Origin of the sequence: uncultured Succiniclasticum sp. (assembly GCF_902793885.1) — a bacterium.
In the GTDB taxonomy this organism is placed as follows: domain Bacteria; phylum Bacillota; class Negativicutes; order Acidaminococcales; family Acidaminococcaceae; genus Succiniclasticum.
The window spans coordinates 114,418-131,686 of record NZ_CADBFF010000002.1 but is presented as its reverse complement, the minus strand read 5'-3'; the positions used below and the strand labels follow the sequence as shown (position 1 = coordinate 131,686).

General features: G+C 55.3%; 14 protein-coding genes. All 14 read right to left on the bottom strand.

The window, feature by feature from the left end:
* Nucleotides 1-42: 42 nt before the first annotated feature.
* The 14 genes from QZV31_RS01710 to QZV31_RS01645 all read right to left on the bottom strand — a co-directional run bounded on the left by QZV31_RS01710 (nt 43) and on the right by QZV31_RS01645 (nt 17,268).
* Entirely contained in the window at nt 43-1,038 is a 996-nt protein-coding gene (locus QZV31_RS01710) for a type I phosphomannose isomerase catalytic subunit (protein WP_295357232.1), read from the bottom strand.
* A gap of 92 nt (nt 1,039-1,130) precedes the next feature.
* A complete protein-coding gene (locus tag QZV31_RS01705; protein ID WP_295357229.1) occupies nt 1,131-2,546 on the bottom strand; it encodes a sugar phosphate nucleotidyltransferase in 1,416 nt (471 codons plus the stop codon).
* 99 nt (nt 2,547-2,645) lie between these two features.
* Nucleotides 2,646-3,590: a GDP-L-fucose synthase gene (locus QZV31_RS01700; RefSeq protein WP_295357227.1), complete on the bottom strand. Its 945-nt coding sequence runs from the start codon at nt 3,588-3,590 to the stop codon at nt 2,646-2,648.
* Nucleotides 3,587-4,639: a GDP-mannose 4,6-dehydratase gene (gene gmd / locus QZV31_RS01695; RefSeq protein ID WP_295357225.1), complete on the bottom strand. Its 1,053-nt coding sequence runs from the start codon at nt 4,637-4,639 to the stop codon at nt 3,587-3,589. The genes QZV31_RS01700 and gmd overlap by 4 nt, the downstream gene beginning before the upstream one ends.
* 81 nt (nt 4,640-4,720) lie before the next feature.
* Nucleotides 4,721-5,491, bottom strand: coding sequence for a glycosyltransferase family 2 protein (locus QZV31_RS01690; RefSeq protein WP_295357221.1), 771 nt, complete (start codon nt 5,489-5,491; stop codon nt 4,721-4,723).
* Nucleotides 5,488-7,248, bottom strand: coding sequence for a phosphoethanolamine transferase (locus tag QZV31_RS01685; RefSeq protein ID WP_295357218.1), 1,761 nt, complete (start codon nt 7,246-7,248; stop codon nt 5,488-5,490). Before QZV31_RS01685 ends, QZV31_RS01690 begins: the two co-directional genes overlap by 4 nt.
* Nucleotides 7,245-8,189 (bottom strand): VirK/YbjX family protein, encoded by a 945-nt coding sequence (locus tag QZV31_RS01680; protein ID WP_295357216.1) that lies wholly within the window; start codon nt 8,187-8,189, stop codon nt 7,245-7,247. The genes QZV31_RS01685 and QZV31_RS01680 overlap by 4 nt, the downstream gene beginning before the upstream one ends.
* 193 nt (nt 8,190-8,382) lie before the next feature.
* Entirely contained in the window at nt 8,383-10,359 is a 1,977-nt protein-coding gene (locus tag QZV31_RS01675) for an LTA synthase family protein (protein ID WP_295357213.1), read from the bottom strand.
* 298 nt (nt 10,360-10,657) lie between these two features.
* Nucleotides 10,658-11,947: a nickel-dependent lactate racemase gene (gene larA / locus QZV31_RS01670; RefSeq protein ID WP_295357211.1), complete on the bottom strand. Its 1,290-nt coding sequence runs from the start codon at nt 11,945-11,947 to the stop codon at nt 10,658-10,660.
* Between the two features lie 141 nt (nt 11,948-12,088).
* The gene (locus QZV31_RS01665) at nt 12,089-12,757 is read right to left on the bottom strand and encodes a V-type ATP synthase subunit D (protein ID WP_093728868.1); all 669 of its coding nucleotides are present in this window, start codon (nt 12,755-12,757) and stop codon (nt 12,089-12,091) included.
* A gap of 3 nt (nt 12,758-12,760) precedes the next feature.
* On the bottom strand, nt 12,761-14,158 hold the full coding sequence (locus tag QZV31_RS01660; RefSeq protein ID WP_295357207.1) for a V-type ATP synthase subunit B: 1,398 nt from the start codon (nt 14,156-14,158) through the stop codon (nt 12,761-12,763).
* Nucleotides 14,151-15,923, bottom strand: coding sequence for a V-type ATP synthase subunit A (locus QZV31_RS01655; RefSeq protein ID WP_295357205.1), 1,773 nt, complete (start codon nt 15,921-15,923; stop codon nt 14,151-14,153). The genes QZV31_RS01660 and QZV31_RS01655 overlap by 8 nt, the downstream gene beginning before the upstream one ends.
* Nucleotides 15,924-15,934: 11 nt before the next feature.
* Complete coding sequence (locus QZV31_RS01650) at nt 15,935-16,261, bottom strand: V-type ATP synthase subunit F (protein ID WP_093728865.1); 327 nt, start codon at nt 16,259-16,261, stop codon at nt 15,935-15,937.
* A gap of 14 nt (nt 16,262-16,275) precedes the next feature.
* On the bottom strand, nt 16,276-17,268 hold the full coding sequence (locus QZV31_RS01645; protein WP_295357201.1) for a V-type ATPase subunit: 993 nt from the start codon (nt 17,266-17,268) through the stop codon (nt 16,276-16,278).
* Nucleotide 17,269 lies beyond the last annotated feature (1 nt).

The window sequence follows — 17,269 nt, the reverse complement described above, 5'->3', positions numbered from 1 at the left end:
GTGTGTGCAAGGAATGTCTGCATGTACAAGAAATGTCCGCATTCAGCAGCTTACGTTCAGCAATTGGGCTTTGCCGTGCAGTTTCAGCGGAATGCTGCTGGCCGGAACAAAGATGCAATCCCCTTTAAAAAAGGGAAGCATGCAGGTTTCACCGGACAGGGTGCCGCAGCCGTCCGTACACAACAGTACGTGGAAGCTGTTGCCTTCCGTACGGAAGTCGGTCATCTGCCGGTGGCTTTCTGTATTCAACAACAGGCGTTCCGCCTGAAAGTACTTGCAGCGCATCAAAAGTTCCCGGGCGCAGCCCTGTGTATATTTCAGTACCCGCATGGGCTGCCGGGGCGCCGCGGAAGAGTTTCGCTTCATCACCTGCAGCGCTTTCTCCACATGCAGTTCCCGATGGTTTCCGTTTTTATCCGTCCGTTCGTAATCGTACAGACGGTAGGTCAGGTTGGAGCTTTCCTGAATCTCTGCGATCAGCACGCCGGCGCCGATGGCATGCACCGTGCCCGCTTCGATGTAAAACACGTCGTCCTTCTGGACCGGCACGTGGTTCAGGTAGTTGGCAATGGTGCCCTGCTTCAGTGCCTGCCGCACCGTTTTTTCGCTGACATCCTGGTTAAACCCGTACACCACCGTGGCCTTAGGTTTGGCGGAAAGCACGTACCACAGTTCCGTCTTGCCCAGGCTGTGTTCATGGGCCAGGGCATAGGCGTCGTCCGGATGCACCTGCACCGAAAGGTCCTGCTTCGCGTCAATGAGCTTCAGCAGGATCGGCAGCTCCGGCCGGCCCCCGGTGGTCTGCAGGGGATGGGACCCCAGATATTCCGGGTGCGCCTCCAGCACTTCCCCCAGGAGTTTTCCCGCCTCCGTTCCGGACGCCACCACACTGGGACCGTCCGGATGGGTGGAGCACTCCCAGGTCTCCGCCAGGGGGCGTATCTGTATTTCTTTGCCAAAATCGTCATGCAGTCTGCTGCCGCCCCACAGATAATCTTTCGCCGCAGGCTGCAGCAGAAACGGAATAGTTCGGTTCATGTTCAATGCTTTGCTTTTTTAAATACTTTGCTTTTTTACTGACTGACACAGGCGTTTCCGTTTTTACGGATAACATACGCGTTGCCGCATCGTCAGATCTCTAATTCATACTTATGCTTATCGTTTACGCTGATGTCGTTTCCCAGCTGCACTTCAATCAGCTGCAGCTTCGTATCCGCAATCACCGTATGTTTGCAGCCTGCTGCCATGGTGATCACGTCCCCGGCCTGTACGGGCTGTTCCATGCCGTCCACGATGGTCCGGCCTTTCCCGCTGACCACGGTCCACACCTCGTCCCGTTTATCGTGGCTGTGATAATTCATCCGGTGGCCGGGGTTCAGCGTTACTTTAATGGTCATGCTGTTTTCTTCCGCGTCCAGCACCTGGTACTGGCCCCAGCTTTTTTCCGCAAACATCACCTGCTGGTCTATGGCGTCCACAAAGGGTTTTATGTAGGAGCTCTGCTCTTTGTCCGCCACCAGGATTCCCTCTGAGGAGGCCGCGATCACCACGTCCTGCAGCCCCATGGCCAGGATCGGGATGCCCAGTTCATTGAGAACATGGACGTTGCGGCAGGTTTCATTCAGCCGGGCGTCCCCCAGCACGTTCTCTTCCATGGCTTCCGTCAGGGTGTTCCAGGTGCCCAGGTCTTTCCATTCCCCGGTGAAACGCATCACGGCAATATCCGGTTCATGTTCCACTACCGCATAGTCAAAGGAAATTTTGGTCAGGGTATCGTAGCGGCTGAACAGGTCCGCGTAATCCGTAAACCCGAGAAGCTGACGGGCCCGCTCCAGCACATAGGAAATTTTGTAGGCAAACACGCCGCCGTTCCACAGGCCGCCCTGGCCAATATACTGCTGGGCCGTGGCGGCGTCCGGTTTTTCTTTAAACGTGGAAACTTTGGCTACCGTATCTTTCGTTTTCGGAATGATATAGCCGTATTTTTCACTGGGATAGGTGGGATGGATGCCCATCAGTACCAGGTTGGCCGTGCCTTGTTGGGCTAACTCCCACAGTTGGTGCAGGGCGGCAAAATACCCTTCGTCCACATAGGGATCCACCGGGCAGACCACCACCGCTTCCTCTGCCGGAATGCCTTTTACGTCATGCAGGTACGCCGTCGCCAAAGCGATGGCCGGAAAGGTATCCCGCCGGCAGGGTTCCACGCTGATGCCCACGCCCTCCCCCAGCTGGTTATGGATGGCAGACACCTGGGACTTGCCGGTGGCAAGGGTCACCGTGGCTTCCGGATCCGCCGCTTTGATCTGGCGGTAGACGCGCTGCAGCATGGATTCGTAGGCGTCCTCCGCGGAGACCGCTGCCTTTTGTCCTGCAGTGGTATTGGCATCAGGCGCCGCGGAGGCATCTGCATATTCTTCGTTGGGACTGCGGCGCCAATCATCTTTTGGCTTTTTGAAAATTTTGATAAACTGTTTGGACCGGATGTCGTTGGACAGGGGCCATAACCGTTTACCCGAACCGCCGGATAAAAGAATGATATTCATCTCTGTTTCCTTCACTCGTTATGATTTGTGCAGTGATTGTGGATTATGCAGTCAGGTTCCTGCACCGTGATCGTGACCCGGAAGGGGTCCCGTCGGTACTCAGCGTTCCGCCCGCATGGGGTTATGCAAAAAGTCTTCATAGGCTAACCGGATCCCGTCTTCCAGCTCTGTCTTGTACGTCCAGCCCAATTTCTTTGCTTTGCTTACATCCAGCAGCTTCCGGGGCGTTCCGTTGGGCTTGGTGGTATCCCATTCAATCTTTCCGTTGTAACCGACCACTTTGGCCACCAGTTCCGTCAGCTCTTTGATGGTCAGCTCTTTCCCCGTTCCGGCGTTTACCGTCTCATTGCCGCTGTAGTGGTTCATCAGGAACACGCACAGGTTGGCCAGATCGTCCACATACAGGAATTCCCGCAGGGGCGAGCCGTCACCCCAGCAGGTGACGCTGTCTTTGCCTGCCAGTTTTGCTTCATGAAACCGGCGGATCAGGGCTGGCAGCACGTGGCTGTGTTCCGGGTGATAATTGTCGTTGGGCCCGTACAGATTGGTCGGCATGACGGAAATATAATCCGTGCCGTACTGCCCGTTCAGGTATTCGCAGTATTTTAAGCCACTGATCTTGGCCAGGGCATAGGCTTCGTTGGTCTGTTCCAACGAGGAGGTCAGCAGACAGCTTTCCGGCATGGGCTGCGGCGCCAGCCGGGGATAGATGCAGGAAGATCCTAAAAACTCCAGCTTCTTGCAGCCGTTCTTCCAGGCTGCGTGGATCACGTTCATTTCCAGGATCATGTTCTCGTACATAAAGTCCGCTTTGGCCGTAGCATTGCCCAGAATACCGCCCACTTTGGCGGCCGCCAGGAACACATACTCCGGTTTTTCTTCGGCAAAGAATTTTTCCACCTGGTCCTGCCGTGTTAAATCCAGTTCTTTATGGGTGCGGGTAATCAGGTTGGTATATCCCTGCCGTTCCAGTTCCCGAACAATGGCGCTGCCTACCATGCCCCGGTGGCCGGCCACGTAAATTTTCGCGTCTTTCTCCATCATAGTTTTATAGCCTCCAGCATGGCTTTTTCCTGTTTCGCCAGCTTCCGGTCATGTTCCGCCATAATGCGGATCAGTTCTTCATAACTTGTCTTTTGCGGATTCCACCCCAGCACGGTTTTTGCTTTGGTTGGGTTTCCCCACAAATTATCTACATCGGTGGGACGGAACCACAGAGGGTTCACGCACACCAGCATCTTGCCGGTGGAGGCGTCATAGGCTTTTTCGTCCAGGCCGGTACCTTCCCAGCGCAGGGTGATGCCGTTCACCGCAAAGGCTTTTTCCGTAAAATCCCGTACCGTGTGCTGTTCCCCGGTAGCGATGACAAAATCGTCCGGCTTCTCCTGCTGCAGGATCAGCCACATGCACTCCACATAGTCTTTGGCGTAGCCCCAGTCCCGGAGGCTGTCCATGTTGCCCAGCTCCAGATGGTCCTGCAGGCCTTCCGCAATGCGCCCGGCCGCCAGGGTGATCTTTCGTGTAACGAAGGTCTCCCCCCGCCGTTCCGATTCATGGTTGAACAAAATGCCGTTGCAGGCAAACATGCCGTAGGCTTCCCGGTATTCTCTGGTCATCCAGAAGGCGTACTGCTTGGCCACCGCATAGGGGGAATAGGGATGGAAGGGCGTCTTTTCGCTTTGGGGCACTTCTTCCACTTTTCCATACAGTTCGCTGGTCGATGCCTGGTAGATTTTCGTTTTCTTTGTTAAACCAAGAATGCGTACCGCTTCCAGCACCCGCAGGGTGCCCAGCGCATCCACGTCCCCGGAATATTCCGGCACGTCGAAGGACACCTGCACATGGCTCTGGGCCGCCAGGTTATAGATTTCATCCGGTTTTACCCGGTTGATGATGCGCACCAGGGAAGAGGAGTCGGTAAGGTCGCCGTCATGCAGCGTGATTTTGTCCAGCAGGTGCTCGATCCGCCCCATGTTGGAAATGGAAGAACGGCGGTGGATGCCGTGGACTTCATAGCCTTTTTCCAATAAAAACTCCGCCAGATACGATCCGTCCTGCCCGGTGATACCGGTGATCAATGCGGTTTTCTGCATAACCCGTTCCCTTTCTTCCAATCTACTTACCCAAAATCCATTTATTCAAAAATAATTCATTAAAAATCAATGTATCTGAAATCAGTCCTTGCGATTGGACTGCAATCCATACAGCTTTAAATACTTCAGCGTAGTATAGGAAAAATACATGCAGCACAGGCAGATGCCCATCCACCCGTCCAGAAAACCAAGGCGAAGGAGCAGGGTTGAAAACAGACTGCCGATGCCATGCAGCAATGCTTCGGGAAGGGAAGCGCGTCTGCCTTTATGATAGGCTTCTTCCGCCCATAGGGTGGAATACCGGGCCATTTTTTCTTCCCATTCCTGCCAGTTGCGGTAGGTGTAATGCTCTATATGCCCCGGCAGTTTTTCCAGCGGCAGGCTGAGTTCCGGATGTTCGTGCACTTTGCCCACCCATGTCACACTTTCCCGGGGAAACAGGCGGGTCACCCAGTCCGGATGCAGGGGTCCGTAACTGAATTTTTTGCCAAAGGCTACGGACTTGCGCTGCATGCTGTATTGTTTTTTCCTGCCGACATCGGATGGATTGGCAGAAATAATTCTTTTCACAGCGCGAATCAGCTCATCGTTCATCCGCTCGTCCGCATCCAGATACAGCACCCAGTCCGCGTCTGTCTGCGTCAGGGCAAAATTCCGCTGGGCGGCAAAATCATTATCCCATTCCCGGAATACCACCCGGGCGCCGTCCTTTTTGGCCAGTTCCACCGTCCGGTCCGTACTGCCGGAATCCACCACCAGCACTTCGTCCGCGCACTGCCGGGCATTTTGGATGGCAGCCTCTATATCTTTTTCTTCATTTTTCGTTAAGATGATAATGCATAACCTGCTCATAATGATCCTGTAAGCCGTTTTTGCCGGTCCGCATCTTCCGTGATGCTGCGTTTTCCGTACAGGGTTTTAAACCGGTTCACATCCCCATTGTAGGAAGGCGAAGCCAGATCGTTTTCCGCTTCGTAAAACGCCTCGTTGCGGATATCCATAATGCCAAGCATGGTATTGAAAACCAGATCGTTGGTGAAACAATGGGTCCGCGCGGCCCGGAGCGTCTGAAACGTTTTTTCATTCTCTTTGACATACTCCGGCGAGAAATACATGTACAGGGGAATATAGGACATTTCAAAGATAAAATTGTCCGGATTGTGGGCCAGTTCCCGGTCCACCGATTCCCCATGGTCGGAAAAGTACACGAGACCTTTAAACTCCGGCCACCGGTTCACCTGCTCCAGCAGCTGCTGCATAACATGGTCGTTATACAGGATGCTGTTGTCGTATTCGCTCCGTTTCCCGTCCGCTTTGAACTTGTCAAACTCCGCCGGGTAACGGCTGTGGTAGGAAATATGATTGCCCATCAGGTGGATCACGACCAGCATTTTGTCCGAACGTTTCACATCCTGCAGGCGGCGGATCAGTTCCCCGTCATAGTATTCGGTATCCAGCGTGTTGCCCTGATGGGAGTTGATCCAGATCTTCTGGTCCGCTTCATCGGCAATGACCGTTACGGGCGTGCCCCAGGCCCCATACCGCACCTGGTTGCTGAGCCAGACGGTCCGGTAGCCGGCTGCTTTGGCTACGTCAATCAGCGACACCGCCTGTTCCAGTTGCAGGGAGTTATACTGATTCTTGGCCGTCAGCGCATAGGTAAGGGCCGGTACCGTCAGCACCTGACAGGAATAGGCCTGCTGGAAGAGCAGCAGGTTGGGATCGTTTTTTATGGAATTCAGCCAGGGGGTCGTTGGTAAGTGATACCCGTAGGCCGACATACGCAGCGGGTTCTGGGATTCCCCGATGACCAGGACGTAGATGCCTTTTCTGCCGGTCTGGCCCTGCAGCAGGATCTGCGACAGGTTCTGCTTGCGCAGCTCCTTCTGGCGGGCGTACTCGCTGTAATTCTTCTGGTAATCCTTTGTCTCCCGGAAAATACTGGTCATGAAGTTGTCGCTGGTGCGGAACACCAGCACCACGTTCAGAACCAGGAAGAACACAAGGCCTGCGATCCGTTTCCAGGAATGTTTGGTCGCCGTGAGCCGGGAGGCAAGGCGTACCCAGACCGCAAGGCAGGCGGCAAACAGCAGCGCCAGCGGCACGGAGAAGGCTCCGGTACGGTCTTTTACATATTCCATCGCTTCCCCGGCGTTGGTCTGGAGGACCGCCATCACCGAGTCCACGTTCAGCCAGGAAAGTTCTGTCGCATAGTACCCCCAGCACAGAAGGATCGGGGCAAAAAGCGCCAGACCCGCCAGGCCCAGGAACAGTTTCGGTAACACCGGCCGCGGCAGAACGGCGGAAACAAGTAACGCGATATTGACCAACCCAAGACAGAAGCTGATATAAATGTCAACATCCCAGACTTTTAGCGCCGTAGGGGTGACATACCGGATCACAAAAACCGAACAAAGCACGGTCATGGCCGCCGCCACGGTTTTGTAATAGGATTTCGTCTCCTGCAGCAGTTTCGCGCCGGCGGTCAGCAGGATGGCGTCCGCCAGCAGAAACAGGGTATGCCGGGGGCTGAAGTCGTGCATGGCGATGGTTGTAATTGCAGTAAACGTAACGAATAATGCAAGAACCGAAAGAAGCGTTTTTATCATGAAGTGAAGTCCTTTTTCAGCAGTTTTTTGCAGCTGGCATCAAAGGCCGCGTCGATGGAATCCAGTTTTTCAAACCGGCGGCGGTGCTGGGCCCGTTTGGAGGGTTTCAGCTCGTTCATGTCTTTGCGGTGTTCTTTCACCGGCATCACATAGAACCGGTAGTCGGTTTCACAGGGCTTCCCTTCGCATTCTTCCCAGAAGGCGCCGAAATCGGTTTTCAGCTTGCGGTCCATGCGGATATGGTTCATGGCATAATAGCCTGCGTTGGTCACGCCGTAGATCTTACTGATGCCCAGACACCGCGCCAGGTTACGGAGCCCGTAGAAGATCAGATTTTTGGGCCGGTACCCGAAAAAGGCCTTGGTCATCCGTTTGATGGCATCGCTGCCGTGGGGTGTGCCCTGGAGGGCGCCGATCCAGATGGCGTCTCCGGTCTTCTCCATGTCGGGTCCGAACCAGAACATGATCTGGTAAAAGGGCGCTCCGTCCCATGTCAGGATCAGGGACAGGCAGCCTTCCTTATACTGGCCTGCGTGGAAATATAAGGACAGGCACAGGGGCTTGTCTTCAAAGATATCTTCCCATACCGGGACGAGCTCACCGCAGTTCTCTTTGGTATTTACATCTATGTAGAGTCGCCTCAGCGCGTCCTGCGTAAAGTGCTTTTCCAAATACCGCACGTGGTTCTTGATCAGCGCGGAACGTTCTTCGTAAGTTGAATCTTTATAAAAGAACGCCCGGGTCACCTGCTCGATAAAGGCCGGCGTCCCTTTTAAGATATCTTTGCGCTGCTGGGTCTCCGCAAAAAAATCAAGGAAGTCTTCCATGATTTCTTTATGCATCCGGCACCGGGCGCGAAAGACCAGATACCGCTTCATTTCTTTCAGGCGGCTGGTTACGTACAGGCGGTGCCCCGCTTCCCGCAAAATGCTTTCGTCCATTGTGGTCTCCTAAAATGTCAGCATAGCTGTTCGTTCTGTAAGAAAAACCGATTGTTTTTTCGTTTGTTGTATAAAACATTTTAGCTGCAGAAAAATTTACAAAATGTAAAAAGTCCTTACATCGCAGTTCTACAGTGGCTGTTTTATCATATTATTATACCATTTTTTATATATAAAGGAAACTATACCGCGGTTATTTTATCCGGTTCCCTTTCAGGATCCGCCAGGCCGCAATCTGCCGCAGTTGTTCTATCTGCTTCCGGTTGGCTGCGGTCATGGCTTTTTTTGCCGGGTTATGGTCTGTTTCGGATACGTTTTGTTCATGAATGCCGGTCGCGTCTCCCCACAGTTGGTGATTGAACACGAAGTCCTGTTTTTGTAACAGGTCCGGTACCAGACTGCTGTAAGTGTCTCCCTTACGACCTACTAATACGGCCAGGGTGGGCGCTACCTGCAGGGCGGAGCCGAACTGTTTTTCCGGCAGCCAGGCCGGGTCGATGCCTTTGCCGTAAAAGATGCAGGGAATGGAAGCCAGGGTTTGCAGGTCCATTTCTTTGGCAAAGCTGAACCGTTCCCCGTGGTCGCCGGTGATGACGAACAGGGAGTCCGGAACGGCTTTTTCCGTTTCTTCCACAAATTCCCCCATCACGTGGTCCGCGTACCAGATGTGCCCCAGTTCGTTCAGGGTGTTGGCATCGGTGGGGATGGTGTCCGGCAGATTCTTTTGGACCCGTTCGCTGTCAAAGCCGGCTGCTTTCAGATCGATGGTGTAAGGCGGATGGTTGGTGGTGGTCAGGATCAGGTGGAAAATTTTTTCGTTTGTATGCTGTTTGATATAGTTCGCCGCGTTGTCGAACAGCACTTTGTCCGGCACGCCCCAGGCATTGCCTCCCTTTTCACCGGTAAAGCTGCTGGCGTCCCGGAACTCGTCGAACTGCTGGGCCCGGACAAAGTTTTCCACGTTCTGCCAGGCGCCGAAGCCGCCGTACCAGAAAATGGTTTTGTACCCTAACTGTTTCATAACGGAGCCGATGCCGGCGCCGTAGGTTTCTTCGTAACTTTCTTTTTCGTAGTTGAGGTAGATGCCCGTATCGGGCAGGCCGGAGACGAAGCCGTTCACCGCCGGCATGGTTCCGGTGCCGTGGGCCAGCATGTACTGTGTCTCCATGGCCTGGGGAGAGGCCGCGAACTTGCGTCCTTTTTCCGCCAGGTAAGTGCCTACGCTGTCAAACTGGGGCAGCAGCGGCCACTGGGCATAGGATTCTCCCAGCACCAGCACGACGTGGCGGGGCTGAGTCTTCATTTTTTCTTCGTTAACGGTGTGACGGTAGGCTTCATCAATGGTCGCCGCCTCCGGGTTTCCGCCGGTAGCGGCAATTTTTTTACGCAGTTCTTCTGCCGTAAAGGTGACTTCCGTGGTCTTTTTCATGCGTTTGTGCATGCTGTGGACCCGGTACAGGGCCTGCCCGTCGTCCAGCACTGCTTCGTTCAGCAGGTTCGACCGCAGCCGCGAGGCGTTTTCCCAGTTGACGGAATGGGTGTAGCCAAAGGACCCGCCAAACCGGACGAACACCCAGAACAGGGTGATGCCGGCCAGGATCAGCACGGATTTGCCGAGGGTTTCCTTCCGGCTGTGGGTCACAAAGGCGTGGGTCGGAGTCCGCAGCCAGCGTTTCAGCAGCACGCAAAGGATGGCGGCCAGAAGCAGCGCCAGCGGAAGGCGCCACAGAAGGCCGTATTCCTGTACGGCTGTCAGGATAATGGCTTTGATGTCATCGTTCTTTCCGTTGATGAGCATCAGGTTGTAGCCGGAATTAAAAATTTTATAGTATGGGATGCGGGCAAAGAATAATACGGTAAAAACGAAATTGCACAGCGCATACCAGTAATATCGGATCGTGTCTGCCTTCCATTTGCGGAAGAATAGTTTGGGAATCGTGCTCAGGACGGCGCCGATCAGCATGATAGCGCCGGCAGTCTTCAGGCTCATGCGCATGCCGATCCATAAGGCGGCTGCCGTATCCGCCGTAAACAGCCCCTGCACCAGCTGGCTGCCGAACAGCAGGATGAAGGCGATGCGGAACAGGAAGAACAGCACGTTGAACCAGACAAAGCCTTTCAGGTCCGATTGCAGTTGTCGTAAAAAAACGGTAAAACGGGATTCTTGCATAGTATTTACCTGCTTGTTTTCTTATGGCACAAGGCGGTCTTCCGCAACGTATTTTGGCGGAAGGCGGTCTTGTGAAATATTATCTTTCCTTGCGTGGAGAACTTTCTTTTTCACAACAAAAACTTTTTTACATCAAAAACATTTTTTCGCAGCAAAGCCTCCCGCGGCCATGCATCCTTGCGTATGGCCGGAGAGGCTTTTGTTTGTGAAGCAAACAGCACCGGATTGCTGATTCACACAGCATCGGTATGACTCTCTCTTACGTACGGTAACCGTTGATTACTGTAACAGATTTACGTTACCCTTCCACCAGCGGTACGGTGAGGCTGCCCGTAGGCATCAGCACCACACTGTAGTCTTTGCCCACGTATTGTTCCGCAGCGGCCAGGGCTTCTTCCACCGTGTCCACGGCGCCGTCAAAGAGCATGTCTTTCGCCATCTGACGGTCTAAGGCGGTCACTAAAATAAAGTGGGCTTTCTTGAAGAGACGGGTCACGGCATAGGCTTTGTTGGCCCCGATGACGAACCGGTCTTTGATTTCTTTTTCTATAGCTTCAATGCTGCCCAGGCGTTTGCAGGTTTCTTCCAGCACGGCGCTGCCGCTGCCTTCTTCGCATTCCGCCAGCAGAATTACCACGCCGCCTTCCCGGCAGGCCAGTACGGCGTTGTCCATGGTCTTCTGCATCTGGTACACATTGATGTCTTTCGGGTAACCGCCGCAGGAGGCGATGACCACGTCCGCCTGCTTCGGAATTTTAACGCCGTAGACCTGGTCCACGAACTTGCAGGCTTCTTTATGGGCCGCGATGTAATCCCCGGCGAACATGCGCAGGAAGCGATGCTCCGCGTCCAGGATCGCATTGAACAGGAACACGCTGGTGCCCCTCTTCTTCATGGCCTCCGCCCACAGGGCCACCCCTTCCATCTGGTCGTCGTACACGGGGTTGCCTTCCATTTTGCCGATGCCCGAGGCCGGATCCAGCATGAAGCTGTGGTTGTGGCGCACGGTTTCCATGGCGGCGCAGCCCGGCAGCACGGCCTTACGGCCTCCGCCGTAGCCGCTGAAATAGTGGTGCACGATGGTGCCGGTGAGGATGATATGGTCGCTGTGGCAGATCCGTTTGTTGATCAGCACCGGGGTGAAACGGCTGGTGGCGCCGAAATATTCAAAGTCTTCCGCAATCTTGGCGTCGCTGTTGAACATTTTCAGGCGCGAGGCCACTTCCGCGCCCACGCCCTCCACCATTTCCTCATGGGTCATGAGGCGGTGGGTGCCCAGGCTGAACACGATCTGCATGTTTTCGTCGGGAATGCCCAGCTTGTTCAGCTCGTTTACCAGCACCGGCATAAAGTCGAAGCTGTTGGCCACCCGGGTGGGGTCGTTGCAGATGAAGGTCACGGTCTGGCCCGGTTTGATGAGTTTGTCAATAGGCTCTGTGCCAATGGGATGGTAAATGGCATCCAGCACCCCCTTGGGAATGTCCTCCATCACCGGGGTCTCCGGCATCCGGATTTCTTTAATTACTTTACTTTCGTCCAGGGAAAAGCGTTTGGTGCCTCGTCCGTAGTGAAATGTATATTCTTTCATATCTGCCCTCCCTTACCTGATGAATTATTGATTACTTTTCTGTACTAATCTAATCTGCACTACCTAACCATACAGAGTGCAGATCAGGAATCAAAATCTAACCTAACTTAACTCGTTTCAACTTCCGAATTCCGAAACGGATCACACCGCCTGTTTGGCGGCCCGTTCTGCCTGTGCTTTCGCTTCCTGGGCGGCCATCATGTCCTTGGCCTTCATGAGGCGTACGGTGCTGGCCCGTTCGTTTTCGGCCAGTTTCATGGTGATGAACTTGATGTTGGTCTGCATCTCGGGAATCATGACGTATTCCAGGGCGTTTACCCGGCGGCGGGTCTTTTCGATTTCATCCGCCAGCAGGTTACAGGTCTTTTCTACTTCTGCCAGTTCCAGCAGTTTGGGCAGCAGCGCGGACAGTTCCACCACCGCGTTGTCCAGGGAGCTGGAGGTAAAGGTGAAGGCGTAGGGAATCTCCGTGTCTTCGTCGCCCCCGGTAAATTTAATGGTGGGAACGTCGACGCTCATCACGTTATGCATGCCCACTTCGTAAACCGCTGCGCGGGCCGGATACAACAGGGCCTCGCTGATCCGCAGCGCGCCCATCTGCGCTTTCGCCATGGCAAAGCGGGTGGACACCCCCTGCAGGGCTTTCTCCACTTCCAGGCGCAGCGCGTGGTTGCGGCGGATGTGCAGCATGAACTGGCGGACCATTTCATCCCGTTTATCCTTCAGCAGCTTGTGGCCGCGGACGGCGGTTACCAGGCGTTTTTTCAGCCTGGTAAGCTCCATTCGGGTCGGGTTAACTTGGGTTGCCATCGATTATTCCCCCTCGTTATCCTCTGTAGCAGCAGGAACATAGTATTTGTCCAGATATTCGTCGCGGATACGTTTCAGCTCGCTGCGGGGCAGGATGCCCAGCAGTTTCCAGCCCAGGTCCAGGGTTTCGATGATGCTGCGGTTGGTTTCGTAGCCCTGGGAAACGTATTCTTTTTCAAATGCGTCGGCAAACTTCGCATACAGCTTATCTACCTTGGAGAGAGCGGCCTCGCCCAGGATGGTGGCCAGTTCCTTCGCCTGCTTGCCTTGTGCGTACGCGGCGAACAGCTGGTTCATGGTGTCGGCGTGGTCTTCCCGGGTCTTGCCCTTGCCTACGCCCTTATCTTTCAGACGGGACAGGGACGGCAGTACGTCGATGGGCGGGGTCAGGCCCTTGCGGTAGAGTTCACGGGACAGGATGATCTGTCCTTCGGTAATGTAACCGGTCAAGTCCGGGATTGGATGGGTCTTGTCGTCTTCCGGCATGGACAGGATGGGGATCTGGGTAATGGAACCCTTCTTGCCCTTGATACGGCCGGCCCGTTCGTACATGGTCGCAAGGTCGGTGTACAGGTAACCGGGGTAGCCGCGGCGGCCGGGGACTTCTTTACGGGCTGCGGAAACTTCCCGGAGGGCGTCGGCGTAGTTGGTGATATCGGTGATGATGACCAGTACGTGCATGCCCAGTTCGTAGGCGAGGTATTCGGCTGCGGTGATGGCCATACGCGGGGTGGAAATACGTTCTACCGCCGGGTCGTTGGCCAGGTTGATGAACATAACGGCACGGGCCAGCGCGCCGGTACGGTTAAAGTCTTCCATGAAGTAGTTGGCTTCTTCGAAGGTAATACCTACGGCTGCGAATACCACGGCGAAGCCTTCGCCGGTACCCAATACTTTTGCCTGACGGGCAATCTGCGCCGCCAGCTGGGCATGGGGCAGGCCGGAGCCGGAGAATACCGGCAGTTTCTGGCCGCGGACCAGGGTGTTCAGTCCGTCGATGGCGCTGACGCCGGTCTGAATGAATTCGGCAGGATAGTCGCGGGCGGCCGGGTTCATAGGCTCGCCGTTGATATCCCGGTATTCGTCGGGGATGATGTCCGCGCCGCCGTCAATGGGGCGGCCCATTCCGTCGAAGACGCGACCCAGCATGGCCGGGGACACGCCCAGACGTACGCCGTGACCCAGGAAGCGGGCCTTGGCATCGTCGATCTTCAGGCCCTGGGAACTTTCAAAAAGCTGTACCAGCGCCTTGTCGCCGTCGATTACCAGCACCTTGCCGCTGCGGATCTCGCCGTTGGCCTGCTGGATCTCCACCAGTTCGTCGTACTTGACGCCTTCTACCTGGTCAACCAGCATCAGCGGGCCGACGACCTCGCGAATTGTTTTGTAATCTTTACGCATCGAGTTCGCCTCCCTCAGTCAGCGCTGCAAAGGCAGCGTCCAAATTTTTGGCGATGGCGCCAAACTTTTCTACCCGTTCCTTTTCGGGAATGTATTTCATACGGCCGATTTCCTCCCGGACCGGCATATCGATCAGCTTGTCCAGGTGCACATGCTGCTCCAGGGCGGCCTCTGCCTTGTCGTACCAGGTGAGGATCAGCTTCATCATGTCATGCTGTTTTTCCAGGGAGGTGTAGGTATCCACTTCGTGGAAAGAGTTCTGGTGCAGGAAGTCTTCGCGGATGGAGCGGGCGCATTCCAGGGTGATACGGTCCTTGAAGCTCAGGGCGTCCACGCCTACCAGACGTACGATTTCGTTCAGTTCCGCTTCTTCCTGGAGGATGGTCATCATCTTGGAGACCATGCCGGCCCAGTCGGGGGATACGGAGCTGTTGTAGTAATTCCGCAGGCGGTCGCTGTACAGGGAGTAGCTCTGCAGCCAGTCGATAGCCGGGAAGTGACGGGCATAGGCCAGGGCCGCGGACAGGCACCAGAATACCTTAACGATACGCAGGGTAGCCTGGGATACCGGTTCGGAAATATCGCCGCCGGGGGGTGATACGGCCCCGATGGCGGAAACCGCTCCGGTGCGGTCCTCGTTGCCGATACATTTTACGATACCGGCCCGTTCGTAGAATTCTGCCAGACGGGAGCTCAGGTATGCAGGATAGCCTTCGTCGCCTGGCATTTCTTCCAGACGGGAGCTCATCTCACGCATGGCTTCGGCCCAGCGGGAGGTGGAGTCCGCCATGATGGCGACTTTGTAACCCATGTCGCGGAAGTATTCCGCAATGGTGATGCCGGTGTAGATGGAGGCTTCACGGGCCGCAACGGGCATATCGGAAGTGTTGGCGATGAGCACGGTGCGCTTCATCAGCGGCAGTCCCGTACGGGGGTCGCTCAGTTCCGGGAATTCCATCAGAACGTCGGTCATCTCGTTGCCGCGTTCGCCGCAGCCTACGTAGATGATGATGTCGGCGTCAGCCCACTTGGCCAGCTGATGCTGGATAACGGTCTTGCCGCTGCCGAAAGGACCCGGTACAGCTGCCACACCGCCTTTGGCGATGGGGAAGAGAGCGTCCACGACGCGCTGGCCGGTAACCATGGGTTCCGTCGGGGGCAGTTTTTCTTTATAGGGACGGCTCCGGCGCACAGGCCAGGTCTGGAGCATCGGGTACTCCGTCACGTTGCCGTCTTTGTCTTTAATTTTGTAAACCGGGTCCAGAATGGTGGCTTCGCCGCTGAACACCCACTCTACAACGCCTTCCTTGCGGGGAGGCAGCATGATCTTGTGGAGTACGGCCGGGGTCTCCTGGACCACGCCGATGATGTCGCCGCCCGTTACGTGGTCGCCGACATGCACTTTCGGTTCAAATTTCCATTTTTTCTCACGGTTCAGTTTGGGCACTTCCACGCCGCGGGTGATACGGTCGCCCGCTTTGTTGTACAGCACGTCCAGCGGACGCTGGATGCCGTCGAAGATGCCTTCGATCAGACCCGGCGCCAGTTCTACGGACAGCGGGGAACCGGTTGATTCCACCGGCTCGCCGGGTCCCAGGCCTGCCGTTTCTTCATATACCTGAATGGAGGCCATGTCGCCCCGCAATTCGATTACCTCGCCAATCAGATGCTTCTCGCTGACACGGACCACGTCGTAGAGTTCTACGTCGCCCATGCCGCTGGCAACGATCAGCGGGCCTGATACTTTTACTATAGTTCCACTCATCGGCTATTTACCTACCCTTCCTTAAACAGAATGTCTGCGCCAACAGCCTTCTCAACATTGCCTTTCAGCCTTTTCATGCCCAGCCCCAGGCTGCCCTTGGCGGACGGGATGGGGATAATGGCAGGAAATGTCGCAGTAGTGTAATAATCAATTGCTTCGGGCACCAGCTGGGCGGCTTCTTCGGTGATGTAGATGACCGCATACCCTTTGTCCGCCAGTTTGTGTATCCGTTTTTCTATCATGGGTCCCTGTTCCTCGTAATACACATCCAGGCCGATCGCCTTGAAGATCATTACGGAACCGGGGTCGCCAATGACCGCGATTTTTCGTTCCTTCATAGACAGCCGCCTTTCTATGCGTATAATTCGGGCAGCTCGTAATCAAAGCCGCCCCGCTTGGCTCCGAAGATCACCCGGAGGGCTTTGGCTTCCGCCTCGCGGCCCAGGAGGTATCCGATGATCGGACCCAGGGAAAACATATCCCATTTCACACTGCGCAGAACATGCATCAGCGCTGTTTCCATTTTACGTTTCAGAACAGATGCATCGCCGGTGGTAACATATTCCTCCACACTCTGGGAAATAAGCTTGCCGTTCTTGCCTCTGTTGAATTTCGCTCCCAGCTGTTCCATGGGGGTGTCCATCCCTTCCAGGAACACGTTGAAATCAATTTCCCCGCCTTCCAGGAGCATGAGACGCAGCTTGTCCACGTCCCAGTTGAGGAGCCTTGCCCTCACTACGCTGCGGGCGTTCTGGAAGTCTGCCTGCAGGGAGAAGTAGTCCCGGACGAAGCTGTGGTCGTGTTTATCATCCAGCACGTTTTTGATGTGACGGAACATGGCTCCGTCAATCTCGGCGCTGAGTTTCAGCGGGTCAACCCCCCGCGACACTTCTGCCTCGATCCGGTTCAGGGTATCCCGGTAGACTTTGGGCAGGGGTTCATAGTTGGATGTGGCCACGCACTCCTTCAGCTGTTCCAGGGGGAAGGATCCGCCGTCGATGAGCACGTCGGGTGCTTCGACGCCCAGAAGACGTGCTTTCAGCAGCGTCTTGAGGTTGTGTCCGTCCACTTCCAGCAGGAAAAGGCTGGTGAGTTCCGGCGCGGGGGTAACTTCCCACACGATCCGCCTGGAGATCTGCAGCTGCTCCCGGATGACGTAGTCAATTTCTTCCGTCGCAAGCTGTTCGGGACTCAGGTTTCCGCCGTACCCGGTTTCCAGCAGCAGCGCCAGCGCTTCCTGAAACGAACCTGCCTCGTAGATACGTCTCAGCTTGGCCGCGTCCAGCATCTTTGTGGAGAGCTGGCTGATACGGCCTACTGCGTATTCATAACTTGCCTGCGGCATG

Coding starts and splice junctions, on each gene's coding strand:
- QZV31_RS01710 (WP_295357232.1), bottom strand. CDS start 1,038: ATGAACCGAACTATTCCGTTTCTGCTGCAGCCTGCGGCGAAAGATTAT.
- QZV31_RS01705 (WP_295357229.1), bottom strand. CDS start 2,546: ATGAATATCATTCTTTTATCCGGCGGTTCGGGTAAACGGTTATGGCCC.
- QZV31_RS01700 (WP_295357227.1), bottom strand. CDS start 3,590: ATGATGGAGAAAGACGCGAAAATTTACGTGGCCGGCCACCGGGGCATG.
- gmd (WP_295357225.1), bottom strand. CDS start 4,639: ATGCAGAAAACCGCATTGATCACCGGTATCACCGGGCAGGACGGATCG.
- QZV31_RS01690 (WP_295357221.1), bottom strand. CDS start 5,491: ATGAGCAGGTTATGCATTATCATCTTAACGAAAAATGAAGAAAAAGAT.
- QZV31_RS01685 (WP_295357218.1), bottom strand. CDS start 7,248: ATGATAAAAACGCTTCTTTCGGTTCTTGCATTATTCGTTACGTTTACT.
- QZV31_RS01680 (WP_295357216.1), bottom strand. CDS start 8,189: ATGGACGAAAGCATTTTGCGGGAAGCGGGGCACCGCCTGTACGTAACC.
- QZV31_RS01675 (WP_295357213.1), bottom strand. CDS start 10,359: ATGCAAGAATCCCGTTTTACCGTTTTTTTACGACAACTGCAATCGGAC.
- larA (WP_295357211.1), bottom strand. CDS start 11,947: ATGAAAGAATATACATTTCACTACGGACGAGGCACCAAACGCTTTTCC.
- QZV31_RS01665 (WP_093728868.1), bottom strand. CDS start 12,757: ATGGCAACCCAAGTTAACCCGACCCGAATGGAGCTTACCAGGCTGAAA.
- QZV31_RS01660 (WP_295357207.1), bottom strand. CDS start 14,158: ATGCGTAAAGATTACAAAACAATTCGCGAGGTCGTCGGCCCGCTGATG.
- QZV31_RS01655 (WP_295357205.1), bottom strand. CDS start 15,923: ATGAGTGGAACTATAGTAAAAGTATCAGGCCCGCTGATCGTTGCCAGC.
- QZV31_RS01650 (WP_093728865.1), bottom strand. CDS start 16,261: ATGAAGGAACGAAAAATCGCGGTCATTGGCGACCCCGGTTCCGTAATG.
- QZV31_RS01645 (WP_295357201.1), bottom strand. CDS start 17,268: ATGCCGCAGGCAAGTTATGAATACGCAGTAGGCCGTATCAGCCAGCTC.